At 68.9% G+C, this 22,976-nt stretch carries 22 protein-coding genes; 21 read left to right on the forward strand and 1 reads right to left on the reverse strand.

The window, feature by feature from the left end; all coding sequences use genetic code 11:
- The first annotated feature begins 46 nt into the window (after positions 1-46).
- The 21 genes from rho (at position 47) to ACF07B_RS26295 (ending at position 20,952) form a co-directional block, all read left to right on the forward strand.
- Complete coding sequence (gene rho / locus ACF07B_RS26195; protein ID WP_392180740.1) at positions 47-2,104, forward strand: transcription termination factor Rho; 2,058 nt, start codon at positions 47-49, stop codon at positions 2,102-2,104.
- 177 nt (positions 2,105-2,281) lie between these two features.
- On the forward strand, positions 2,282-4,099 hold the full coding sequence (locus ACF07B_RS26200; RefSeq protein WP_392180741.1) for a trypsin-like serine protease: 1,818 nt from the start codon (positions 2,282-2,284) through the stop codon (positions 4,097-4,099).
- Between the two features lie 212 nt (positions 4,100-4,311).
- Positions 4,312-5,448, forward strand: a complete 1,137-nt coding sequence (locus ACF07B_RS26205) for an LCP family protein (protein ID WP_392180742.1) — start codon at positions 4,312-4,314, stop codon at positions 5,446-5,448.
- Positions 5,449-5,617: 169 nt separating this feature from the next.
- Positions 5,618-5,839 (forward strand): 50S ribosomal protein L31, encoded by a 222-nt coding sequence (rpmE, locus tag ACF07B_RS26210; RefSeq protein WP_100595864.1) that lies wholly within the window; start codon positions 5,618-5,620, stop codon positions 5,837-5,839.
- Between the two features lie 171 nt (positions 5,840-6,010).
- Positions 6,011-7,087 (forward strand): peptide chain release factor 1, encoded by a 1,077-nt coding sequence (gene prfA, locus ACF07B_RS26215; RefSeq protein WP_362398678.1) that lies wholly within the window; start codon positions 6,011-6,013, stop codon positions 7,085-7,087.
- Positions 7,088-7,165: 78 nt separating this feature from the next.
- Positions 7,166-8,005: a peptide chain release factor N(5)-glutamine methyltransferase gene (prmC, locus tag ACF07B_RS26220; RefSeq protein ID WP_369484102.1), complete on the forward strand. Its 840-nt coding sequence runs from the start codon at positions 7,166-7,168 to the stop codon at positions 8,003-8,005.
- Positions 8,002-8,124, forward strand: a complete 123-nt coding sequence (locus tag ACF07B_RS26225) for a hypothetical protein (protein ID WP_384239938.1) — start codon at positions 8,002-8,004, stop codon at positions 8,122-8,124. The genes prmC and ACF07B_RS26225 overlap by 4 nt, the downstream gene beginning before the upstream one ends.
- Positions 8,125-8,772: an L-threonylcarbamoyladenylate synthase gene (locus ACF07B_RS26230; protein WP_362398672.1), complete on the forward strand. Its 648-nt coding sequence runs from the start codon at positions 8,125-8,127 to the stop codon at positions 8,770-8,772.
- A gap of 52 nt (positions 8,773-8,824) precedes the next feature.
- Positions 8,825-9,472 carry a protein-tyrosine-phosphatase gene (locus tag ACF07B_RS26235; RefSeq protein WP_362398669.1) on the forward strand — a complete coding sequence of 216 codons (648 nt, stop codon included), beginning with the start codon at positions 8,825-8,827 and terminating at the stop codon, positions 9,470-9,472.
- A 70-nt stretch (positions 9,473-9,542) separates the two neighbouring features.
- A complete protein-coding gene (gene glyA, locus ACF07B_RS26240) occupies positions 9,543-10,781 on the forward strand; it encodes a serine hydroxymethyltransferase (protein WP_392180743.1) in 1,239 nt (412 codons plus the stop codon).
- Positions 10,782-10,910: 129 nt separating this feature from the next.
- The gene (locus ACF07B_RS26245; RefSeq protein ID WP_392180744.1) at positions 10,911-12,266 is read left to right on the forward strand and encodes an MraY family glycosyltransferase; all 1,356 of its coding nucleotides are present in this window, start codon (positions 10,911-10,913) and stop codon (positions 12,264-12,266) included.
- 294 nt (positions 12,267-12,560) lie between these two features.
- Positions 12,561-12,998 carry a hypothetical protein gene (locus tag ACF07B_RS26250; RefSeq protein WP_392180745.1) on the forward strand — a complete coding sequence of 146 codons (438 nt, stop codon included), beginning with the start codon at positions 12,561-12,563 and terminating at the stop codon, positions 12,996-12,998.
- Between the two features lie 225 nt (positions 12,999-13,223).
- Positions 13,224-14,045, forward strand: a complete 822-nt coding sequence (gene atpB, locus ACF07B_RS26255; protein WP_351859483.1) for a F0F1 ATP synthase subunit A — start codon at positions 13,224-13,226, stop codon at positions 14,043-14,045.
- Between the two features lie 72 nt (positions 14,046-14,117).
- Positions 14,118-14,348 (forward strand): ATP synthase F0 subunit C, encoded by a 231-nt coding sequence (atpE, locus tag ACF07B_RS26260; RefSeq protein ID WP_028804225.1) that lies wholly within the window; start codon positions 14,118-14,120, stop codon positions 14,346-14,348.
- Between the two features lie 42 nt (positions 14,349-14,390).
- Positions 14,391-14,936 (forward strand): F0F1 ATP synthase subunit B, encoded by a 546-nt coding sequence (locus ACF07B_RS26265; RefSeq protein WP_261707168.1) that lies wholly within the window; start codon positions 14,391-14,393, stop codon positions 14,934-14,936.
- Positions 14,933-15,754 carry a F0F1 ATP synthase subunit delta gene (locus tag ACF07B_RS26270; protein ID WP_369484096.1) on the forward strand — a complete coding sequence of 274 codons (822 nt, stop codon included), beginning with the start codon at positions 14,933-14,935 and terminating at the stop codon, positions 15,752-15,754. Before ACF07B_RS26265 ends, ACF07B_RS26270 begins: the two co-directional genes overlap by 4 nt.
- Before the next feature lie 127 nt (positions 15,755-15,881).
- On the forward strand, positions 15,882-17,471 hold the full coding sequence (gene atpA, locus ACF07B_RS26275; RefSeq protein ID WP_328448117.1) for a F0F1 ATP synthase subunit alpha: 1,590 nt from the start codon (positions 15,882-15,884) through the stop codon (positions 17,469-17,471).
- A gap of 21 nt (positions 17,472-17,492) precedes the next feature.
- Positions 17,493-18,407, forward strand: a complete 915-nt coding sequence (locus ACF07B_RS26280; protein WP_392180746.1) for a F0F1 ATP synthase subunit gamma — start codon at positions 17,493-17,495, stop codon at positions 18,405-18,407.
- Entirely contained in the window at positions 18,407-19,843 is a 1,437-nt protein-coding gene (gene atpD, locus ACF07B_RS26285; protein WP_328448113.1) for a F0F1 ATP synthase subunit beta, read from the forward strand. Before ACF07B_RS26280 ends, atpD begins: the two co-directional genes overlap by 1 nt.
- A 127-nt stretch (positions 19,844-19,970) precedes the next feature.
- On the forward strand, positions 19,971-20,345 hold the full coding sequence (locus ACF07B_RS26290) for a F0F1 ATP synthase subunit epsilon (RefSeq protein WP_362398653.1): 375 nt from the start codon (positions 19,971-19,973) through the stop codon (positions 20,343-20,345).
- Positions 20,346-20,505: 160 nt separating this feature from the next.
- Positions 20,506-20,952: a DUF2550 domain-containing protein gene (locus tag ACF07B_RS26295; protein WP_328671440.1), complete on the forward strand. Its 447-nt coding sequence runs from the start codon at positions 20,506-20,508 to the stop codon at positions 20,950-20,952.
- 94 nt (positions 20,953-21,046) lie between these two features.
- Here ACF07B_RS26295 and ACF07B_RS26300 read toward each other — a convergent pair whose 3' ends face one another.
- Complete coding sequence (locus ACF07B_RS26300; protein WP_392180747.1) at positions 21,047-22,873, reverse strand: glycosyl hydrolase family 18 protein; 1,827 nt, start codon at positions 22,871-22,873, stop codon at positions 21,047-21,049.
- Positions 22,874-22,976 lie beyond the last annotated feature (103 nt).

The following is a 22,976-nucleotide window of genomic DNA, read 5'->3' on the forward strand; positions in this document are numbered from 1 at the left end:
TCGCCGAGCCAGACAGGCCGACGTCCGCTCCAGGGAAGGACCCTTCGTGAGCGACACCACCGATCTGATGGGCGCACGTGTCGAGGAGACCGCTGCCGCGCCCGCCACGGACGCCTCCGCGCCTGCCACCGGTGCCGGCTCCAGGCGACGCCGCGGTACCGGCCTCGAGGGCATGGTGCTGGCCGAGCTGCAGCAGGTCGCATCCGGCCTCGGTATCAGGGGCACCGCGCGGATGCGCAAGAGCCAGCTGATCGAGGTCATCAAGGAGGCGCAGGCCGGCGGGGGTGCTCAGGCCAAGACGGCGTCCGACGCCGCCGCCGAGACCAAGCCGAAGCGCCGGTCCACCTCGAAGGCCCGTACGGGTGACGAGGCCGCCGCGCCGGCCGTGGCCAAGGCCGAGAAGGCCGCCGAGAAGGCAGTGGCCCAGCAGCAGATCGAGATCCCCGGCCAGCCGGCCGGCGGTCCCTCCCGCACCGGCGAGGCCGACCGCGGGGGAGACGACGCCCCCGCCGAGCGCCGCCGTCGCCGTGCCACCGCCGACGCGGGCAGCCCCGAGACGGTCACCGCCGAGGCGAAGACCGAGACGCAGGGCGACGCCGAGAGCGCCGAGGGCCGCCGCGAGCGCCGTGACCGCCGTGACCGCGACCGGGGTGGCCGTGACCGCGACCGCCGCCCGGCCAAGGGTGACGAGCAGCAGGGCGGCAGCGGCCAGGGCGCCGGCCAGCAGCGCCCGGACCGTCAGGAGCGCCAGGACCGTCCGGACCGTCAGCAGCAGGGCGGCGGCCGTCAGGACCGCCAGCAGCCGCGTGACAGTGGTCCGCGTGACAACGGTCCGCGCGACAACGGACCGCAGGACGACGACGACTTCGAGGGCGGCCGCCGCGGCCGGCGCGGCCGTTACCGGGACCGCCGTGGCCGTCGTGGACGCGACGAGATCGCCGAGCCGCAGGTCGCCGACGACGACGTGCTGATCCCCGTCGCGGGCATCCTCGACATCCTCGACAACTACGCGTTCATCCGTACGTCGGGCTACCTGCCGGGTCCCAACGACGTGTACGTCTCCCTCGCCCAGGTCCGCAAGAACGGCCTGCGCAAGGGTGACCACGTCACCGGCGCGGTCCGTCAGCCCAAGGACGGCGAGCGCCGCGAGAAGTTCAACGCGCTGGTCCGCCTCGACTCGGCGAACGGCATGGCGGCCGAATCCGGGCGCGGGCGCCCGGAGTTCAACAAGCTGACGCCGCTCTACCCGCAGGACCGGCTCCGCCTGGAGACCGACCCGGGTGTGCTGACGACCCGGATCATCGACCTCGTCGCGCCGATCGGCAAGGGCCAGCGCGGTCTGATCGTGGCCCCGCCGAAGACCGGCAAGACCATGATCCTGCAGGCGATCGCCAACGCGATCACCGTCAACAACCCCGAGTGCCACCTGATGGTCGTCCTGGTCGACGAGCGTCCGGAAGAGGTCACCGACATGCAGCGGTCGGTCAAGGGCGAGGTCATCTCCTCGACCTTCGACCGTCCGGCCGAGGACCACACCACGGTCGCCGAGCTCGCCATCGAGCGCGCCAAGCGTCTGGTGGAGCTGGGCCACGACGTCGTCGTGCTGCTCGACTCGATCACCCGTCTGGGCCGTGCGTACAACCTCGCCGCCCCGGCCTCCGGCCGCATCCTGTCCGGTGGTGTCGACTCGACCGCGCTGTACCCGCCGAAGCGCTTCTTCGGTGCCGCGCGCAACATCGAGGACGGCGGCTCGCTGACCATCCTGGCCACCGCGCTCGTCGACACCGGCTCGCGCATGGACGAGGTCATCTTCGAGGAGTTCAAGGGCACCGGCAACGCCGAGCTCAAGCTCGACCGGAAGCTCGCCGACAAGCGCGTCTTCCCGGCGGTGGACGTGGACGCGTCCGGTACCCGTAAGGAAGAGCTCCTGCTCGGCAGCGACGAGCTCGCCATCACCTGGAAGCTGCGCCGCGTGCTCCACGCGCTCGACCAGCAGCAGGCGATCGAGCTGCTGCTCGACAAGATGAAGCAGACGAAGTCGAACGCCGAGTTCCTGCTCCAGATCCAGAAGACGACGCCGTCGCCGGGTAACAACAACGACTGACGTCTTCGCGACCGAGGTCGTCCGCGACCGGAGTTCGCAGGGCAGAACCGCAAAGGGCCGCCCCCGTCACCCAGGTGACGGGGGCGGCCCTTTGCGCTGTTCGGGACACGTGTACGATCGCGCCCTTGAACTTCTGCTGAAGCAGATCTGAACTCTTATCTCTGAGGGGGGACTTGAGTGGATACGTCCACGCCCGGGGGCGGTAGGCACAGACGCCGCATACGGATCGCCGTCCCGGTCGCCGCGGCGGGCCTCGCCGCGGTGGTCGCCGGCGCGCTTCTGATGTCGTCCGCGAACGCCGCGCCCAGCACGACGCTGCCCGCGCCCACCGTGAACCTCACCAACTCCGCGCCGTCCCAGGCCGCGCTGGAGAAGCGTGTCGCGGGCGCTCTGGCCGGTGACGACACCGCGGGCCGGACGACCCAGAAGGCGTCCCTGAGCGCGGCCACGAACACGGCACGCGTCGACCCGAAGATCATCGGCGGTACCACGACCACCATCTCCACGGCCCCGTGGATGGCGCAGCTCTGGTACTACGACGACAAGGGCACCACCAGCGAGGCCGACGACCTCGGCTTCTTCTGCGGTGGCTCCGTCGTGTCGCCGACGAAGATCCTCACCGCCGCGCACTGCGTCAAGGGCTACGACTGGAAGGCCAACGGCGCCGTCATCACCGGCACCGCCCAGCTGCCGACGAGCGACTCGGCGGGCGACACCGACCTGCACGGCGGTACGGTCACCGGCGCCTGGCGTCAGTGGAACCACCCGTCGTACAGCTCGACGACCATCAACAACGACATCGCGGTCATCACCCTGGCGAGGCCCGTCACGGCCAAGCCGATCCGCATGACGACGTCCGGTGACACCACCTCGTACGCGGCCAACACCAAGGCGACGCTGTACGGCTGGGGCCGCACCACGTCCACCACGCAGGACATCTCCGAGACGCTGAAGACGGCCACGCTGCCGATCAACTCGGACACCACCTGCAAGACCGCGTACGGCACCGACTTCGTCGCGGGCCACATGGTCTGCGCGGGCACCAAGGCGACCGGCACCGACGCCGGCACCACCACGGCCTGCAACGGTGACTCGGGTGGTCCGCTGATCGTGGGCGGCCGCATCGTCGGTGTCGTGTCCTGGGGTGTCGAGGACTGCGTCGCGAAGGGCGCGTACAGCGTCTTCTCGAAGGTCAGCACCTATGTCGGCGCCGCCTGGCCGCGCGTCGAGGACGCCAACCTGAACGACGACCACAAGGCAGACCTGTGGGTCCGCAACTCGTCGACCAAGACGGGCTACGAGAAGGACTCCAACGGCACCTCGTTCGCCGCGCGTCAGTCGTGGGGCTCGTGGGACGGCGTGAACGTCGTGCTCCAGGCCGACCTCAACCGGGACGGCTACCAGGACTTCGTCGTCCGCGAGAGCGCCACCGGTGACGTCCACTGGATGCACTGGCTGCCGTCCGTGGAGGACTGGGCCAACGACAAGATCTTCACCAACTGGAAGACCCGCACCCGGATCATCGCCCCCGGCGACCTCACCGGCGACGGCCTGCCCGACATGCTCTCCGTCGACTCCGCCGGAGCGATGTGGGAGTACCCGGGCAAGGGCAACGGCACCTTCTCGGCGCGCGTCCAGGTCCGCACCGGCTGGAACCAGTACAACTCCATCCGCGCGCACGGTGACTTCACCGGCGACGGCAAGGCCGACCTGATCGCGCGCAGCTCGTCCGGGTCGTACGTCTACCTGTACAAGGGCACCGGCAAGACCGGCAGCGACGCCTTCTCCGCGCGCATCAAGGTGCGCACCTGGGCCGACTACAACGCCTTCGACGCCCCCGGTGACGTGACCGGTGACGGCAAGGCCGACTTCCTGGCCCGCACCCCCGGCGGCACGCTCTACCTGTACCCCGGGACCGGAAAGGCCACCTCCGAGATCTTTGCCACAAGGATCTCGGTCGGTACCGATTTCAAGCAGTACGACATCTTCGGCTGACATCGCAGGTGAGCGGGTTCTTCCCGCTCCGGCCGGCTGCACAGGGTGCCCACCGCGTCACGCGGTGGGCACTTTGCGTCGTGCAACCCTTTCCCGAGTTTCCCCGTCTGACCGTACGGAGTGACCATGGAGCGGTACGCCTTGTCACGACCGGATGGGCCTGGCCCTGAAAGCAGGGGGTAACCGACCGTAAAGAGGAAGCCGAGGTACACATGCCCGCCGAGAGCACGCCGGAGCCCGTCATACCGGGCGACCCCGGCGACAGCACGCCGCCCCGCCCGAAAGGCAGCCGCCGCAAGGCCCGCAGCCCCCGGCGCAAGGCCCTGCTCGTCACGGCCTGGACCGCGGCGGGTGTCGTGGCGCTCGGCGGCGCCGGAGCCGGTTATCTGTTCTTCAAGCTCAACGGCAACCTCACGAGCGTCGACATCAACCAGGCGCTCGGCAGCGACCGGCCCCTGAAGGTCGACAACGGCTCGGAGAACATCCTGGTCCTCGGCTCCGACACCCGCTCCGGCACCAACAAGAAGCTCGGCGGCGGCGCCGACGACGGCAGCGCCCGCTCCGACACCGCGATGATCGTCCACGTGTACAAGGGCCACAAGCGGGCCAGTGTGGTCTCCGTGCCCCGTGACACCCTCGTCGAGCGGCCCTCCTGCACCGACTCCAAGGGCACCGTCCACGGCGCGGTCTCCGGCGCGATGTTCAACTCCGCCTACTCCACCGGCGGCGCCGCCTGCGCCGTGAAGACCGTCGAGTCCATGACCGGCATCCGCATGGACCACTACATCGAGATCGACTTCAGCGGCTTCCAGAAGCTGATCGACGACCTCGGCGGTGTCACGATCACCACGACCAAGGCCATCTCGGACCACGAGAGCCATCTGCACCTGGCGGCCGGGTCCCACGAGCTCAACGGCAAGCAGGCGCTCGGCCTGGTCCGCACCCGGCACGGCGTCGGTGACGGCTCCGACCTCGGCCGCATCCAGCTCCAGCAGGCGTTCATGAAGGCCCTGGTCGACCAGGTCAAGCACATCGGGCTCCTGTCCAACCCCAAAAAGCTGTACGACCTCGCCGACACCGCGACCAAGACCGTGACCACCGACTCCGACCTCGGCAGCGTCACCGACCTCGCCTCCTTCGCGGGCGGCCTCAAGGGCATCGGCTCGTCCCGCATGACCATGGTGACGATGCCGGTCCGGTACGACCCGGCCGACGCCAACCGCGTCCTGGTCGAGAAGAAGAAGGCCGAGCTGGTGTGGAAGGCGCTGAAGGCCGACGAGCCGATCCCGAAGGCGGCCACCGAGGGAACCGCCACCGGCACCGCGAAGGGCGTCGTCAGCCCCGGCTGAGCCCCGGCCGGGCCCCCGCGGCCGCGTGCGGGCCGGCCGGGGAATAGATCGTCGCGTCCCCCCGTTTTGGGGGATACGGCCAGTGCTGGCAGACTGGTACGTCGGCCCCGGTTCACGCATCCGCATCCAGCGGCGGCGACCCGGTGCCCTCCCGAAACTAGGAGACACCTTGAAGCGCGACATCCACCCCGAGTACGTCGAGACGCAGGTCAGCTGTACCTGTGGCGCGTCGTTCACCACCCGCAGCACGATCTCCAGCGGCACCGTCCGCGCCGAGGTCTGCTCCGAGTGCCACCCGTTCTACACGGGCAAGCAGAAGATCCTCGACACCGGTGGCCGTGTGGCCCGCTTCGAGGCCCGCTTCGGCAAGGCTGCCGCTGCCAACAAGTAGCGAGCCCACAGCGCCGGTCTTCGGAGTCCCCCGCACGGGGACTTGGGGACCGGCGCTTTGCGGTCCAGCCCCCTCCCCGGGCTCTCGACACGTTCGAGCAGGGGAACCCCAACGCCGTACCTACGTCCCCGCGCCCTGTACAGAGCTGGGGACAGTCCATTGGAGCCGGAGATGTTCGAGGCGGTCGAGGAACTGATCGGCGAGCACGCCGATCTGGAGAAGAAGCTCGCTGACCCGTCGGTGCACGCCGACCAGGCCAACGCGCGCAAGCTCAACAAGCGCTACGCCGAGCTGACCCCGATCGTCGCGACGTACCGCTCCTGGAAGCAGACCGGGGACGACATCGGCACGGCGAAGGAGTTCGCCGCCGACGACCCCGACTTCGCCGCCGAGGTCAAGGACCTGGAGAAGCAGCGCGAGGAGCTCACCGAGAAGCTCCGCCTGCTCCTGGTCCCGCGCGACCCGAGCGACGACAAGGACGTCATCCTGGAGATCAAGGCGGGCGCCGGCGGCGACGAGTCCGCCCTGTTCGCCGGTGATCTGCTGCGCATGTACCTGCGCTACGCCGAGCGCGTCGGCTGGAAGACCGAGCTCATCGACGCCACCGAGTCCGAGCTCGGCGGCTACAAGGACGTCCAGGTCGCCGTGAAGACCAAGGGCGGCCAGGGTGCCACCGAGCCCGGCCAGGGCGTCTGGGCCCGGATGAAGTACGAGGGCGGCGTGCACCGCGTGCAGCGCGTGCCCTCCACCGAGTCGCAGGGGCGTATCCACACCTCGGCCGCCGGTGTCCTGGTCACGCCCGAGGCCGAGGAGGTCGACGTCGAGATCCACGCGAACGATCTCCGTATCGACGTCTACCGCTCCTCGGGCCCCGGCGGCCAGTCCGTCAACACGACCGACTCCGCCGTGCGCATCACGCACATTCCCACCGGAGTCGTCGCTTCCTGCCAGAACGAGAAGAGCCAGCTGCAGAACAAGGAGCAGGCGATGCGTATCCTGCGCTCCAGGCTCCTCGCGGCGGCGCAGGAGGAGGCGGAGCGTGAGGCCGCGGACGCCCGGCGCAGCCAGGTCCGCACCGTCGACCGCTCCGAGAAGATCCGTACGTACAACTTCCCGGAGAATCGCATCTCGGACCACCGCGTCGGCTTCAAGGCGTACAACTTGGACCAGGTGCTGGACGGGGAGCTCGACGCGGTCATCCAGGCCTGCGTCGACGCGGACTCGGCCGCCAAGCTCGCCAACGCGTAACAGCAAACGACAACAGCTCAGCCCCGGAGGACCAGCGTGCAGCAACATTTTGGGGGTCGACCCCCAAACCCCCGCAGCGTGCTGCTCGCGGAAGTGGCCCAGGCCACCCAGCGGCTGGCCGACGCCGGCGTGCCCTCGCCGCGCAACGACGCGGAGGAGCTCGCCGCCTTCGTGCACGGTGTGAAGCGGGGCGAGCTGCACAGCGTCAAGGACGCGGACTTCGACGCCCGCTACTGGGAGGTGATCGCGCGCCGCGAGGCCCGCGAGCCGCTCCAGCACATCACCGGGCGCGCCTACTTCCGCTACCTCGAACTCCAGGTGGGGCCCGGCGTCTTCGTCCCCCGCCCGGAGACCGAGTCGGTCGTCGGCTGGGCCATAGACGCCGTCCGCGCGATGGACGTCGTCGAACCGCTGATCGTCGACCTGTGCACGGGCTCGGGCGCGATCGCGCTCGCCCTCGCCCAGGAGGTCCCGCGCTCCCGTGTGCACGCCGTGGAGCTGTCCGAGGACGCCCTCCGGTGGACGCGCAAGAACGTCGAGGGGTCCAGGGTCGACCTGCGCCAGGGAGACGCCCTCACGTCGTTCCCCGACCTCGACGGCCAGGTCGACCTGGTGATCTCCAACCCTCCGTACATCCCGCTCACCGAATGGGAGTACGTGCAGCCGGAGGCCCGGGACCACGACCCGGAGCTCGCCCTGTTCTCCGGCGAGGACGGACTCGACCTCATCCGCGGCATCGAGCGCACCGCGCACCGGCTGCTGCGCCCCGGCGGCGTCGTCGTCATCGAGCACGCCGACACCCAGGGCGGACAGGTGCCGTGGATCTTCACCGAGGAGCGGGGCTGGGCCGACGCGGCCGACCACCCGGACCTCAACAACCGGCCGCGGTTCGCGACCGCCCGCAAGGCGATGCCGTGAGCACGGCTTTCACGGTCCCGGCGCGCGGCGGCGCCGTGGTGCGTCCGCGCGTCGCCTTCGACCGCATCGCGTTTCTTCGCACCCCCAGCCAGCAGTACGTGTATGAGGAGGCCCGCTAAATGGCACGGCGATACGACACCAACGACGCGACCGACCGCACCACAGGTCTGCGTGAGGCGGCGTCCGCCGTCCGCCGTGGCGAACTGGTGGTCCTCCCCACCGACACCGTCTACGGCATCGGCGCCGACGCCTTCACCTCGGAGGCCGTCGCCGACCTGCTCGACGCCAAGGGCCGGGGCCGCAACATGCCCACCCCTGTCCTCATCGGCTCCCCGAACACCCTGCACGGCCTCGTCACGGACTTCTCCGAGATGGCCTGGGAGCTCGTCGACGCGTTCTGGCCCGGCGCCCTGACCCTCGTCGCCAAGCACCAGCCGTCGCTCCAGTGGGACCTGGGGGACACCCGGGGCACGGTGGCGATCCGTATGCCGCTGCACCCCGTCGCCATCGAGCTGCTCACGGAGGTCGGCCCGATGGCCGTCTCCTCCGCCAACCTCACCGGCCACCCCGCGCCGGAGGACTGCGACGCCGCCCAGGCGATGCTCGGCGACTCCGTCTCGGTCTACCTGGACGGCGGCCCGACCCCGGGCAACGTGCCCTCCTCGATCGTCGACGTCACCGGCAAGGTCCCCGTCCTGCTGCGCGCGGGCGCCCTGTCGGCGGAGGAGCTCCGCAAGGTCGTACCCGACCTCGAGGTGGCGAATTGACAGCCCCCGAGTCCTCCGGGCTCCCGGCTCGGCCGGAGCAGGGGGCAGTCCCATGCGTGGCATAGGCGCGGGGTTCAACGGAACCGGCGGATCCCCGAGCGGGTCCTTCCGCATCCTCCACGTCAGCACCGGCAACGTGTGCCGCTCGCCGATCACCGAGCGGCTGACCCGGCATGCCCTGGCGGACCGGCTGGGCGACCCCCTGTGGGGCGGCCTCATCGTGGAGAGCGCCGGCACCTGGGGCCACGAGGGCGCGCCCATGGAGGCCAACGCCGCGACCGTCCTGACCGACTTCGGCGCGGACCCCTCCGGCTTCGTGGGGCGCGAGCTCCTCGACGACCACGTGATCCGCGCCGACCTGGTCCTGACGGCCACCCGCGACCACCGCGCCCAGGTCATCTCCATGGGCCACTCCGCCGGCCTGCGCACCTTCACCCTGAAGGAGTTCACCCGGCTGGTCCGCGCCATAGACACGGCGACGCTGCCGCCCCTCCAGGACGGCGTGATCGAGCGCGCCGTCGCCCTGGTGCGGGCCGCCGCGGCGCTGCGCGGCTGGCTGCTGGCCCCGACCGCGGAGGCCGACGAGGTGTTCGACCCCTACGGGGCGCCCCTGCCGTTCTTCCGGGCCATCGGGGACGAGATCAACGAGGCACTGGACCCGGTCGTCACCGCTCTGACGGGGGTACCCGCGCGGACGTGACACCGGGCGTGCGACCGGTCCCGGTTCTACATTGGACATAAGCGTCCCCCGCAGATGTCCGGAGTCCACCATGCCGGTCGCCACCATGCCCGAAGCGGATGTCCTGCGCCGACAGGATCCCGAGCTCGCCGAGATCCTGCTCGGTGAGCTGGACCGGCAGTCCACCACGCTGCAGCTCACCGCGGCGGAGAACTTCACCTCGCCCGCCGTGCTGGCCGCGCTCGGCTCGCCGCTGGCGAACAAGTACGCCGAGGGGTATCCCGGCGCCCGCCACCACGGCGGCTGCGAGATCGTCGACGTCGCCGAGCGGATCGCCGTCGACCGCGCCAAGGCCCTCTTCGGCGCCGATCACGCCAACGTCCAGTCCCACTCCGGGAGTTCGGCCGTCCTGGCCGCGTACGCCGCCCTGCTGCGCCCCGGTGACACCGTGCTGGCGATGGGCCTGCCCTTCGGCGGTCATCTCACCCACGGGTCGCCCGCGAACTTCTCCGGCCGCTGGTTCGACTTCGTCGGCTACGGCGTCGAGGCGGAGTCGGGACTGATCGACTACGAGCAGGTGCGCGCCCTGGCCCGCGCCCGTCGCCCCAAGGCCGTCGTCTGCGGGTCGATCTCGTACCCGCGGCACATCGACTACGCGCTGTTCCGGGAGATCGCCGACGAGGTCGGCGCCTATCTCATCGCGGACGCCGCCCACCCCATCGGGCTCGTCGCGGGGGGAGCGGCGCCGAACCCGGTGCCGTACGCCGATGTCGTGTGCGCCACCACGCACAAGGTGCTCCGGGGGCCGCGCGGCGGCATGCTCCTGTGCGGTGGCGAACTGGCCGAGCGGGTCGACCGGGCGGTCTTCCCGTTCACCCAGGGCGGTGCGCAGATGAACAGCATCGCGGCCAAGGCCGTCGCGTTCGGCGAGGCGGAGACCCCGGCCTTCACGGCGTACGCCCATCAGGTGACCGCCAACGCCCGGGTGCTGGCCGCGGGGCTGGAGGCGGAGGGGCTCGCGGTCACCACGGGCGGCACCGACACCCATCTGCTGGTCGCGGATCCGGTACCGCTCGGCGTCGACGGGCGCACCGCGCGCGGCCGGCTGGCCGCCGCCGGTATGGTCCTCGACACCTGTGCGCTGCCTCACGGCGACGCCCGGGGCCTGCGGCTGGGCACCGCGGCGCTGACCACCCAGGGGATGGGCGAGCCGGAGATGGCACGGGTCGTGGCACTGTTCGCGGGCGTGCTGCGGGACGAGATGGACAGCAGGGCGGCACGCGAGGAAGTACGGGAACTGACCGGAAGATTTCCGCCCTATCCGGACTGACCGGGGGTACGCGTACCGAGCCGCACAGCCACACGTGCAACCATCGTCGCTACCCGAAAGTCCTCAACCATATGCGTGCATCGCTAGGGTGTGGGGCTGTGATGGCCAGCGAAACCTGTGGGGAAGCCCGTGCGTGAATACCTGCTGACGCTCTGCATCACGGCCGCGGTGACGTACCTGCTGACAGGGCCGGTACGGAAATTCGCGATCGTGGCCGGAGCCATGCCGGAAATCCGGGCGCGTGACGTGCACCGTGAACCCACGCCGAGGCTCGGCGGCATCGCGATGTTCTTCGGTCTGTGCGCCGGTCTGCTGGTCGCGGACCACCTGGCGAACCTCAACGAGGTCTTCGCCAACTCGAACGAGCCGCGCGCCCTGCTCTCCGGCGCCGCGCTGATCTGGCTGATCGGCGTGCTGGACGACAAGTTCGAGATCGACGCCCTGATCAAGCTCGGCGGCCAGATGATCGCCGCCGGCGTGATGGTCATGCAGGGTCTGACGATCCTGTGGCTGCCGATCCCCGGGGTCGGCCTGGTCGCGCTGACCCAGTGGCAGGGCACGCTGCTGACGGTGGCGCTCGTCGTCATCACCATCAACGCGGTCAACTTCGTGGACGGCCTCGACGGACTGGCCGCCGGCATGGTGTGCATCGCGTCCGCCGCGTTCTTCCTGTACGCCTACCGGATCTGGTACTCGTACGGCATCGAGGCGGCCGCCCCGGCGACGCTCTTCGCGGCGATCCTGATGGGCATGTGCCTGGGCTTCCTGCCGCACAACATGCATCCCGCGCGGATCTTCATGGGCGACTCCGGGTCGATGCTCATCGGTCTGGTCCTGGCCGCGGGCGCGATCTCCATCACCGGGCAGATCGACCCCGACGTGATGAACCTCTTCACCGGATCCCCGCGCAACACCGTGCACCAGACGGTGCCCGTGTTCATCCCGCTGCTGCTGCCGCTGACGATCATCGCGATCCCGGCAGCCGACCTGGTGCTCGCCATCGTGCGGCGCACCTGGCGCGGGCAGTCGCCGTTCGCCGCCGACCGGGGCCACCTGCACCACCGCCTCCTGGAGGTCGGCCACTCGCACAGCCGCGCGGTCCTGATCATGTACTTCTGGTCGGCGCTGATCGCCTTCGGCGCCCTCGCGTACTCGGTCAACTCCGGGGCCATGTGGAGCGTGCTCACCATCGCGGCGCTCAGCGCCATCGGCCTCGTGCTGCTCCTGCTGCCGCGCTTCACACCGCGTGCCCCGCGCTGGGCCGAGCACCTCCTGCCGCCGCGCTACCGCCGCCGCAGGGCCGCCCGGGCCGCGGCTCCGGACGTCGCGCCCGTGACCCACGAGGCGGCGCCCGAGAGCGAGCCGGACGAGGCGCGTGAGCACCGTGCTCCGGCGGCCGCCGGAGTCTCAGGAGTCAACGGAGCGACGGCGATCGGTACCCGTGCGCGACTTCTGGACCGGCGTGAGGCCGAGTCCTCGCGCTGAGCCGAAGGTAAGAATCTGACTAACGCGTGACCAAATCGTGGGGAAGTAAAGCGCCCCAATACCAGACAAATGGGCGCTTGGAATGCACAGACGCGCAGCTTCACTCTCATGTGTGACAGTCAGCACACCAACCAGGTAAAGACCTCATCAAATAGTTTGTGATACGGTTCACGAGAACCCAGGGCAGAGCCGAAGGACCCCAGTACGACGGTCCTCTGGCGTGAGGTTCTCTCTCAGCCCGGGACTACGCTCGTCCATGACGACACGCCCCCCTTAGCAAGCGGAGTTGCCGCCATGCCGTCCAATGACGCCCGGATCCTCCTTCAGGCCGCTGTACCCACAGCTGCCGTCGGCGCGATTGCCGCCGTCGTCAGCGGTGTGGTCGCCGGCGGCGAGGGAGCGCTCGGGGCGGTCGTCGCGACGCTGGTGGTGATCCTCTTCATGGGGCTCGGCCTCTACGTCCTGCAGCGCACCGCCAAATCGCTTCCGCACTTGTTCCAGGCGATGGGTCTCCTGCTCTACACGGCGCAGATTCTTCTGCTCTTCATTTTTGTCGCCGCGTTCAAGAACACATCGCTGTTCAATCCCAAGTCCTTCGCGCTCACCCTGGTCGTCACCACACTCGTGTGGATCGGCGCACAGGCACGTGCCCATATGAAGGCCAAGATCCTCTACGTCGAACCCGACTCCTCGAAGGCCGAAAAGCCCGAAAACAAGGGGCACTCGTCGTGAGGGGTAGGGCCGGGATAAGTGCACGCGGGAGATCCTGCTATCGTCCGGTGCCAACTGCGGCATCGCGGGCGCGGGCATCTGAGCTGACGCCTGTTCGATCGCGAGGCTTGATGCCCCACTGCCGCCCCCACATCCGTAACACCAGTCCAGTGCCGAACCGCGGCTGCGCGCCGCGCCGACACAACGAGGTTGCCGTACCTATGCGCCACGCTGAAGGAGCCCGCGGTGAGTGCTGACCCGACGCAGGTGCTCGCCTTCGAGACCGACTGCCACATCTTCGACGGCTGTGGCTTCCCGGCTCCCGGGCTGCACTCGTTCCTGTTCGAGCCCCTCTGGGGCGACGGGGACAGCAACTTGTACTTCAACAAGACGATGCTCCTGGCGCTGCTCGGCTCGATCGTCGTCGTCGGCTTCTTCTGGGCCGCCTTCCGTAAGCCGAAGGTCGTCCCGGGCAAGCTGCAGATGGTCGCCGAGACCGGCTACGACTTCATCCGCCGCGGCGTCGTCTACGAGACCATCGGCAAGAAGGAGGGCGAGAAGTACGTTCCGCTGATCGTCTCGCTGTTCTTCTTCATCTGGATGATGAACCTCTGGTCGATCATTCCGGTCGCGCAGTTCCCGGTCACGGCGATCATCGCCTACCCCGCGGTACTCGCCCTGATCGTCTACGTCGTCTGGGTGTCCCTGACGTTCAAGCGCCACGGATTCGTCGGAGCGTTCAAGAACTTCAGCGGCTACGACAAGTCGCTGGGCCCGGTTCTTCCGCTGGCCATGTTCATCGAGCTGCTCTCCAACCTGATCGTCCGGCCGTTCACGCACGCGGTGCGACTCTTCGCGAACATGTTCGCGGGTCACACCCTGCTGCTGCTGTTCACGATCGCGTCCTGGTACCTGCTCAACGGCTTCGGGATCGCCTACGCCGGCGTCTCGTTCGTCATGGTCATCGTCATGACGGCCTTCGAGCTGTTCATCCAGGCCCTGCAGGCGTACGTGTTCGTGCTGCTGACCTGCACCTTCATCCAGGGCGCGCTGGCCGAGCACCACTGAGCGCCCGTCTCTGAACCCGCAGTCGTCCGGTGGCCAACCCCCACCGGTCCGTAAAGAAAAGGAAGAACTGGCATGTCCCAGACCCTTGCCGCTGTCTCCGGCTCGCTCGGCTCGATCGGTTACGGCCTCGCGGCCATCGGCCCCGGCGTCGGCGTCGGCATCATCTTCGGTAACGGCACCCAGGCTCTCGCCCGTCAGCCCGAGGCCGCCGGTCTGATCCGCGCCAACCAGATCCTCGGCTTCGCCTTCTGTGAGGCGCTCGCCCTCATCGGTCTGGTCATGCCGTTCGTCTACGGCACCTGATCCACCCGATCAGCGACAGCCCACTAGACGAAAGGCACTGACATGAGCCACTTGCTCATTCTGGCGGCCGAGGAGAAGGAAAACCCTCTCATCCCGCCGATCCCCGAGCTTGTCATCGGCCTGCTCGCCTTCGTCATCGTCTTCGGTTTCCTGGCCTGGAAGCTGCTCCCGAACATCAACAAGGTTCTGGAGCAGCGTCGCGAGGCCATCGAGGGCGGTATCGAAAAGGCCGAGGCCGCGCAGACAGAGGCCCAGAGCGTTCTTGAGCAGTACAAGGCTCAGCTCGCCGAGGCCCGTCACGAGGCCGCGCGCCTGCGCCAGGAAGCCACGGAGCAGGGCGCCACGCTCATCGCCGAGATGCGCGCGGAAGGCCAGCGGCAGCGCGAGGAGATCGTCGCCGCCGGTCACACGCAGATCGAGGCAGACCGCAAGGCCGCCGCTCAGGCGCTGCGTCAGGACGTCGGCCACCTGGCCACCGACCTGGCCGGCAAGCTCGTCGGCGAGTCCCTCGAGGACCACGCCCGCCAGAGCCGCGTCATCGACCGTTTCCTCTCCGAGCTTGAGGAGAAGGCCGAGGCGGCTCGATGACTGCACACGGAGCGAGCCGCGAGGCAACCGCAGCCGCACGTGAGCGTCTCGACGCGCTGACGGACTCGACGTCCGTGGACGCGGCACAGCTCGCCGACGAGCTGGCCGCGGTCACCGCGCTGCTCCACCGCGAGGTGTCGCTGCGTCGGGTCCTCACCGACCCGGCGCAGCCCGGCGAGGCCAAGGCCGAGCTGGTCCAGCGCCTGCTGGGCACCCAGGTGGGCGGCACCGCCGCCGACCTGGTCTCCGGCATGGTGCGTTCCCGCTGGTCGCAGCCCCGCGACCTGGTGGACGCCCTTGAGGAGCTCACCGCCACCGCCGACCTCACGGCGGCGCAGCGGACGGGCGCGCTCGACAACGTCGAGGACGAACTGTTCCGCTTCGGCCGGATCGTCGCCTCGAACACCGAGCTGCGCGCCGCGCTGACCGACCGGGCCGCCACCACGGCGGCCAAGAGCGGGCTGCTGCGCAGTCTGCTCGGCGGCCGGGCCGACGTGACGACCGAGCGTCTGGTGACGCGCCTCGTGACCGCGCCCCGCGGACGTAGCCTGGAAGCGGGACTCGAGTCCCTGTCCAGGCTCGCCGCCGAGCGCCGTGACCGCATGGTCGCCGTGGTCACCTCGGCGGTGCCGCTGAGCGACGGACAGAAGCAGCGCCTCGGCGCCTCTCTGGCCAAGCTCTACGGCCGCCCGATGCACCTCAACCTCGACGTGGACCCCGATGTCCTCGGCGGGATCCGGGTGCAGGTCGGCGACGAGGTCATCAACGGTTCCGTAGCGGACCGTCTCGAGGACGCCGCCCGCCGCATGGCGAGCTAGTAACCACACAAGCAGTACGCAATTACGGCCCTGGTTGGGCCGTGCAGAGGATTCACCTCTCATCGGGGGGAGTCCCCCATCCCCCCAAGTGAAACTTCGGGCCCAACAAGGAGAGCAGGGAACCCAGATGGCGGAGCTCACGATCCGGCCGGAGGAGATCCGGGACGCACTGGAGAACTTTGTCCAGTCGTACCAGCCGGACGCGGCCTCGCGCGAGGAGGTCGGTACGGTCACCGTCGCCGGCGACGGTATCGCCAAGATCGAGGGTCTTCCCTCGGCCATGGCGAACGAGCTGCTGAAGTTCGAGGACGGAACCCTCGGCCTCGCGCTGAACCTGGAAGAGCGCGAGATCGGTGCGGTCGTCCTCGGCGAGTTCAGCGGTATTGAAGAGGGCCAGCCGGTGCAGCGCACCGGTGAGGTGCTGTCCGTCGCCGTGGGCGAGGGCTACCTCGGCCGCGTAGTCGACCCGCTCGGCAACCCGATCGACGGCCTCGGCGAGATCGAGACGTCCGGCCGCCGCGCCCTCGAGCTGCAGGCCCCGGGCGTCATGGTCCGCAAGTCGGTGCACGAGCCGATGGAGACGGGCTACAAGGCCGTCGACGCGATGACCCCGATCGGCCGTGGCCAGCGTCAGCTGATCATCGGCGACCGTCAGACCGGCAAGACCGCGCTGGCCGTCGACACGATCATCAACCAGCGCGACAACTGGCGCTCGGGCGACACGAAGAAGCAGGTCCGCTGCATCTACGTCGCCATCGGCCAGAAGGGTTCGACCATCGCCTCCGTGCGTGGCGCCCTCGAAGAGGCCGGCGCGCTGGAGTACACGACCATCGTCGCCGCCCCGGCGTCCGACCCGGCCGGCTTCAAGTACCTTGCGCCGTACACCGGTTCGGCCATCGGTCAGCAGTGGATGTACGAGGGCAAGCACGTCCTCATCATCTTCGACGACCTCTCGAAGCAGGCCGACGCCTACCGCGCCGTGTCCCTGCTGCTCCGCCGTCCGCCGGGCCGCGAGGCCTACCCCGGTGACGTCTTCTACCTGCACTCCCGTCTGCTGGAGCGCTGCGCGAAGCTCTCCGACGACCTGGGCGCCGGTTCGATGACGGGTCTGCCGATCGTCGAGACCAAGGCGAACGACGTGTCGGCGTTCATCCCGACCAACGTCATCTCCATCACCGACGGCCAGTGCTTCCTGGAGTCCGACCTGTTCAACGCCGGCCAGCGTCCGGCCCTGAACGTCGGTATCTCGGTCTCCCGCGTCGGTGGCTCGGCCCAGCACAAGGCGATGAAGCAGGTCTCCGGCCGTCTTCGCCTCGACCTGGCCCAGTACCGCGAGCTGGAGGCGTTCGCCGCCTTCGGTTCCGACCTGGACGCCGCGTCGAAGGCGCAGCTGGAGCGCGGTCAGCGTCTGGTCGAGCTGCTCAAGCAGGCTCAGTACCAGCCGATGCCGACCGAGGACCAGGTCGTCTCCGTGTGGTCCGCCACCACGGGCAAGATGGACGACGTTCCGGTCGCCGACATCCGCCGCTTCGAGAAGGAGCTCCTGGAGTACCTGCACCGCAAGGAGCAGGGCCTCATGACCTCCATCAAGGAGGGCGGCAAGATGTCGGACGACACGCTCACCGCCATCGCCGACGGCATCACGGAGTTCAAGAAGCAGTTCGAGACCTCGGACGGGAAGCTTCTCGGCGAGGACGCTCCGGCCGCCGCCAAGTGACGTAAGGAAGGGACCTGACTCATGGGAGCCCAGCTCCGGGTCTACAAGCGTCGCATCCGATCCGTCACCGCGACCAAGAAGATCACCAAGGCGATGGAGATGATCGCCGCCTCGCGCGTCGTCAAGGCGCAGCGCAAGGTGGCGGCCTCCACGCCGTACGCGACCGAGCTCACCCGCGCGGTCACGGCGGTCGGCACCGGCTCGAACACCAAGCACCCGCTGACCACGGAGGCGGAGACGGCGACCCGTTCCGCGGTGCTGCTCCTCACGAGCGACCGCGGTCTGGCCGGCGCCTTCAACTCCAACGCCATCAAGGCGGCGGAGCTGCTGACCGCCCGCCTCGAGGCCGAGGGCAAGAAGGTCGACACGTACATCGTCGGCCGCCGAGGTCTGGCCCACTACAACTTCCGCGAGCGCAAGGTCGTGGAGTCGTGGTCGGGTTTCACCGACGAGCCCACCTACGCGGACGCGAAGAAGGTCGCGGGTCCGCTGATCGAGGCCATCGAGAAGGACACGGCGGACGGCGGCGTGGATGAAATCCACATCGTCTACACCGAGTTCGTCTCGATGATGACGCAGTCGGCCATCGACGGCCGTCTGCTGCCGCTTCGCCTCGAAGAGGTCGCGGAGGAGGCGCCGAAGGGCGAGATCCTCCCGCTGTTCGAGTTCGAGCCGTCGGCGGAGGACGTCCTCGACGCCCTGCTGCCGCGCTACGTCGAGAGCCGTATCTACAACGCGCTGCTCCAGTCGGCTGCCTCCAAGCACGCCGCCACGCGCCGCGCGATGAAGTCGGCGACCGACAACGCGGGAGACCTGATCACCACGCTCTCCCGACTTGCCAATGCGGCCCGCCAGGCCGAAATCACCCAGGAAATCAGCGAGATCGTCGGCGGCTCCGCAGCCCTTGCCGACGCGACCGCGGGGAGTGACAAGTAATGACGACGACTTCTGAGACGGCCGTTGCCACGGGCCGCGTCGCCCGGGTCATCGGCCCGGTCGTCGACGTGGAGTTCCCCGTCGACGCGATGCCGGAGATTTACAACGCCCTTCACGTCGAGGTGGCCGACCCGGCCAACGCCGGCGAGCTGAAGACGCTGACCCTGGAAGTCGCCCAGCACCTGGGTGACGGCCTGGTCCGTACGATCTCCATGCAGCCCACCGACGGTCTGGTCCGCCAGGCCGTGGTCACCGACACCGGAACGGGCATCAGCGTCCCGGTCGGCGACTTCACCAAGGGCAAGGTGTTCAACACCCTCGGTGAGGTGCTGAACTCGGACGAGACCTACTCGGGCGAGCGCTGGACCATCCACCGCAAGGCCCCGCGCTTCGACGAGCTCGAGTCGAAGACCGAGATGTTCGAGACCGGCGTCAAGGTCATCGACCTTCTCACCCCGTACGTCAAGGGTGGAAAGATCGGTCTGTTCGGTGGTGCCGGTGTCGGCAAGACGGTGCTCATCCAGGAGATGATCTACCGCGTCGCCAACAACCACGACGGTGTCTCCGTGTTCGCCGGTGTCGGTGAGCGCACGCGTGAGGGCAACGACCTCATCGCGGAGATGTCCGAGTCGGGCGTCATCGACAAGACGGCGCTTGTCTTCGGCCAGATGGACGAGCCCCCGGGCACCCGTCTGCGCGTGGCCCTCGCGGGTCTGACCATGGCGGAGTACTTCCGCGATGTGCAGAAGCAGGACGTGCTGTTCTTCATCGACAACATCTTCCGCTTCACGCAGGCCGGTTCCGAGGTCTCGACCCTGCTCGGCCGTATGCCCTCCGCGGTGGGTTACCAGCCGAACCTGGCCGACGAGATGGGTCTCCTCCAGGAGCGCATCACCTCGACCCGTGGTCACTCGATCACCTCGATGCAGGCGATCTACGTCCCCGCGGACGACCTGACCGACCCGGCCCCGGCCACCACGTTCGCCCACCTCGACGCGACGACGGTTCTCTCCCGTCCGATCTCCGAGAAGGGCATCTACCCGGCCGTGGACCCGCTGGACTCCACGTCCCGCATCCTGGACCCCCGCTACATCGCGGCGGACCACTACGCGGCCGCGATGCGCGTCAAGTCGGTTCTTCAGAAGTACAAGGACCTTCAGGACATCATCGCGATCCTCGGTATCGACGAGCTGGGCGAGGAGGACAAGCTCACCGTCCACCGCGCCCGTCGCGTGGAGCGCTTCCTGTCCCAGAACACCCACGTCGCCAAGCAGTTCACCGGCGTCGACGGGTCGGACGTCCCGCTGGACGAGTCGATCGCGGCCTTCAACGCGATCATCGACGGTGAGTACGACCACTTCCCGGAGCAGGCGTTCTTCCTCTGCGGTGGCATTGAGGACCTCAAGGCCAACGCCAAGGAGCTCGGCGTCTCCTGAACCTCGTGTTCTGAGTGAGGGGGCTGGACCGCGCCTCGCGGGGTGCGGTCCTTCCCCCTCCGTACGCCTACTAGACTTTGACCCAACACCCGGCAGCAACGCCGGGTGGTGACCCGAGGAGCCCACCTTGGCTACTGAGCTGCACGTCGAGCTCGTCGCCGCGGACCGCAGTGTCTGGTCCGGCGAGGCCACCCTGGTCGTCGCGCGTACCGCGTCCGGCGACATCGGCGTCATGCCCGGTCACCAGCCGCTTCTCGGTGTGCTGGAGTCGGGCCCGGTGACCATTCGTACGAGTGATGGTGGAACGGTCATCGCCGCGGTGCACGGCGGTTTCATCTCGTTCGCCGACAACAAGCTGTCGCTGCTGGCCGAGATCGCCGAGCTTTCGGACGAGATCGACGTCCAGCGTGCGGAGCGGGCGCTCGAGCGCGCGAAGTCGGACGCCGACGCGTCCGCCGAGCGTCGCGCGGACGTCCGCCTGCGTGCGGTGTCGACCCGCTGACCATCGGTGTGACCCCGGCGCCGCAGGCGCTGGGGGAGCACTGTGCAAGGCTTTGACTCAGCCGCGGCTGGGACCGGATCACTCCGGCCCTGGCCGCGGCTGAGGCGAATCCGGAAGTTTTTTCTTTTCCGTTACCTAGGAGACGAGGAGGTCGGTGTCGATGGTCCTCGCTCTGACTGTGTGCGGAGTGGTAGTGGCGCTCGTGGTGGTGGGGCTGTTCGTCTTCGGCCTCCGCCGCCGGCTCATCCAGCGTTCCGGCGGAACGTTCGACTGCAGTCTGCGCTGGGACGTCGCCGAGAAGGGTGACCCCAGCGGCAAGGGCTGGAGCTACGGAGTGGCCCGCTACAACGGCGACCGGATCGAGTGGTACCGCGTCTTCTCGTACGCCCCCCGCCCGCGCCGCGTCCTCGAACGTTCGGCGATCGAGGTGGACGGCCGTCGTGCCGCCGCCGGCGAGGAGGAGCTGGCGCTGCTCTCCGACGCGATCATCCTGGCCTGCCTCCACCGCGGGACGCGTCTCGAACTGGCGATGAGCGAGGACGCGCTGACGGGATTCCTCGCCTGGCTGGAGGCGGCCCCGCCCGGACAACGGGTGAACGTCGCCTGAGGCACCGAGACAGCGAACCGCGGGCGGACCATGAGGTCTGCCCGCGGTTCGTTTCGTGGTGCGGGGTGGAGCGGTGTCCGGTCTGGGCCTGCGATCAGCTCAGGCCGCTGTTGATGGCGCTGACGAGTTCACCGTTGCTGGTGTCACCGCTGAACTCCCAGAAGAAGGCGCCGCCCAGGCCCTGGCTCTTGGCCCACGACATCTTCGTTCCGATGGTGGCCGGGGTGTCGTAGGACCACCAGTTGTTGCCGCAGTAGGCGTACGCCGTGCCGGCGACGAGGCCGGTGGAGGGGCAGGACGTCTTGAGGACCTTGTAGTCCTCGATGCCCTGCTCGTACGTACCGGCGGCCGGGCCGGTCGCGGTGCCGCCGGGCGCGGACTGGGTGACCCCGGTCCAGCCGCGGCCGTAGAAGCCGATGCCGATGAGCAGCTTGCTGGCGGGCACGCCCTTCGACTTGAACTTGGCGATCGCGTCGGCCGTGGTGAATCCGGGCGTCGGGATGCCGCTGTACGAGGTGAGCGGGGAGTGCGGGGCGGTCGGGCCCTGCGCGGCGAACGCGCCGAAGAAGTCGTACGACATCACGTTGTACCAGTCGACGTACTGCGAGGCGCCCGCGTAGTCGGCCGCGTCGATCTTGCCGCCGGAGGTGCCGTCGGCCGTGGTGGCCGCGGTGACCAGGTTGCTCGTGCCGAACTTGGCGCGCAGGGCCTGCATGAGGTTCTTGTAGGCCGCGGCGCCGCTGCTGTCACAGGACAGACCGCAGGCGTTCGGGTACTCCCAGTCGATGTCGATGCCGTCGAAGACATCGGCCCAGCGCGGGTCCTCGACCAGGTTGTAGCAGGACTGCGCGAAGGCGGCCGGGTTGGCGGCGGCCTGGGCGAAGCCGCCGGACCAGGTCCAGCCGCCGAAGGACCAGAGGATCTTGATGTTCGGGTACTTGGCCTTCAGCTCACGGAGCTGGTTGAAGTTGCCGCGCAGCGGCTGGTCCCAGGTGTCGGCGACGCCGCTGACCGACTGGTCGGCGGTGAAGGCCTTGTCGTAGTCGGCGTAGGAGTCGCCGATCGCGCACTGGCCGTTGGTGACGTTGCCGAACGCGTAGTTGATGTGCGTGATCTTGGCGGCCGAGCCGGACGTCACCAGGTTCTTGACGTTGTAGTTGCGGCCGTAGATGCCCCACTCGGTGAAGTAGCCGAGCTTGACGTTCTTGCCGGTGGGCGGCGGGTTGGTGGTGCCACCGGTGGTGTGGACCGCGACCGCGCCGCTGACCGGACCGGTCTGGTCGGCGGTGTCACGGGCCTGGACGGTGTACGAGTAGTCGGTGCCGGCGGTCAGGCCGGTGTCCGTGTACGAGTTCGTCGTGACCGTCGCGACCTTGCTGCCGCCGCGCAGGACGTCGTAGTTCTTGACGCCCTTGTCGTCGGTGGCCGCGCTCCAGGAGAGCTTCACCGAGGTGTCGGTGATCGAGGACGCGGTGGGGGTGCCCGTCGCGGAGGGCGGGTTGTCGCCGGGGACGGTGGTGCCGCCGTCACAACTGCCGCCGTTGAGCGTGCAGTTGGACGGTGAGCCGGAGCCTGCCCCGTTGAAGCCGAAGGAGACGGAGGCGCCCGCGGCGAGGGTGCCGTTCCAGGACTTGTTCTTGGCGGTCCAGTGGTTGCCCGAGCTGGTGACGTCCGCGTCCCAGGCCGAGGTGACCGAGGTGCCGGAGGGGAAGTCCCACTGGATCGTCCACGAACTGATCGCGGTGGTACCGGTGTTCTTGACGGTCCACTTGCCTTCGAAGCCCGTGCCCCAGTCCTGGGTCTTGCTGTAGGTGGCGGTGGCGCTGTCGGCGGCGTGCGCCGGACTCGCCAGACCGACCAGGCCGGCCAGGGGGAGCAGCAGGGTGGCGAGCCCTGCCGTCGCTCGTTGTCTGAAGCGCATTCCGCGCCTCCTCAGGGGGAGTTGGGGGAGAGGGGGGCGTGACTGAGCCTTCACACCCACGGTGCCCGTGAGGATAGGAAGGTCTGGACCACAGGTCAATAGG

Source organism: Streptomyces sp. NPDC015532 (assembly GCF_043078065.1).
In the GTDB taxonomy this organism is placed as follows: domain Bacteria; phylum Actinomycetota; class Actinomycetes; order Streptomycetales; family Streptomycetaceae; genus Streptomyces.

Bases quoted from the DNA above. Each gene is read 5' to 3' on its own strand.
- ACF07B_RS26235 (WP_362398669.1), top strand. From the start codon at position 8,825: ATGCGTGGCATAGGCGCGGGGTTCAACGGAACCGGCGGATCCCCGAGC.
- atpA (WP_328448117.1), top strand. From the start codon at position 15,882: ATGGCGGAGCTCACGATCCGGCCGGAGGAGATCCGGGACGCACTGGAG.
- ACF07B_RS26300 (WP_392180747.1), bottom strand. From the start codon at position 22,873: ATGCGCTTCAGACAACGAGCGACGGCAGGGCTCGCCACCCTGCTGCTC.
- glyA (WP_392180743.1), top strand. From the start codon at position 9,543: ATGCCGGTCGCCACCATGCCCGAAGCGGATGTCCTGCGCCGACAGGAT.
- ACF07B_RS26250 (WP_392180745.1), top strand. From the start codon at position 12,561: ATGCCGTCCAATGACGCCCGGATCCTCCTTCAGGCCGCTGTACCCACA.
- prfA (WP_362398678.1), top strand. From the start codon at position 6,011: ATGTTCGAGGCGGTCGAGGAACTGATCGGCGAGCACGCCGATCTGGAG.
- atpE (WP_028804225.1), top strand. From the start codon at position 14,118: ATGTCCCAGACCCTTGCCGCTGTCTCCGGCTCGCTCGGCTCGATCGGT.
- ACF07B_RS26205 (WP_392180742.1), top strand. From the start codon at position 4,312: ATGCCCGCCGAGAGCACGCCGGAGCCCGTCATACCGGGCGACCCCGGC.
- ACF07B_RS26295 (WP_328671440.1), top strand. From the start codon at position 20,506: ATGGTCCTCGCTCTGACTGTGTGCGGAGTGGTAGTGGCGCTCGTGGTG.
- atpD (WP_328448113.1), top strand. From the start codon at position 18,407: ATGACGACGACTTCTGAGACGGCCGTTGCCACGGGCCGCGTCGCCCGG.
- ACF07B_RS26230 (WP_362398672.1), top strand. From the start codon at position 8,125: ATGGCACGGCGATACGACACCAACGACGCGACCGACCGCACCACAGGT.
- ACF07B_RS26270 (WP_369484096.1), top strand. From the start codon at position 14,933: ATGACTGCACACGGAGCGAGCCGCGAGGCAACCGCAGCCGCACGTGAG.
- ACF07B_RS26265 (WP_261707168.1), top strand. From the start codon at position 14,391: ATGAGCCACTTGCTCATTCTGGCGGCCGAGGAGAAGGAAAACCCTCTC.
- ACF07B_RS26280 (WP_392180746.1), top strand. From the start codon at position 17,493: ATGGGAGCCCAGCTCCGGGTCTACAAGCGTCGCATCCGATCCGTCACC.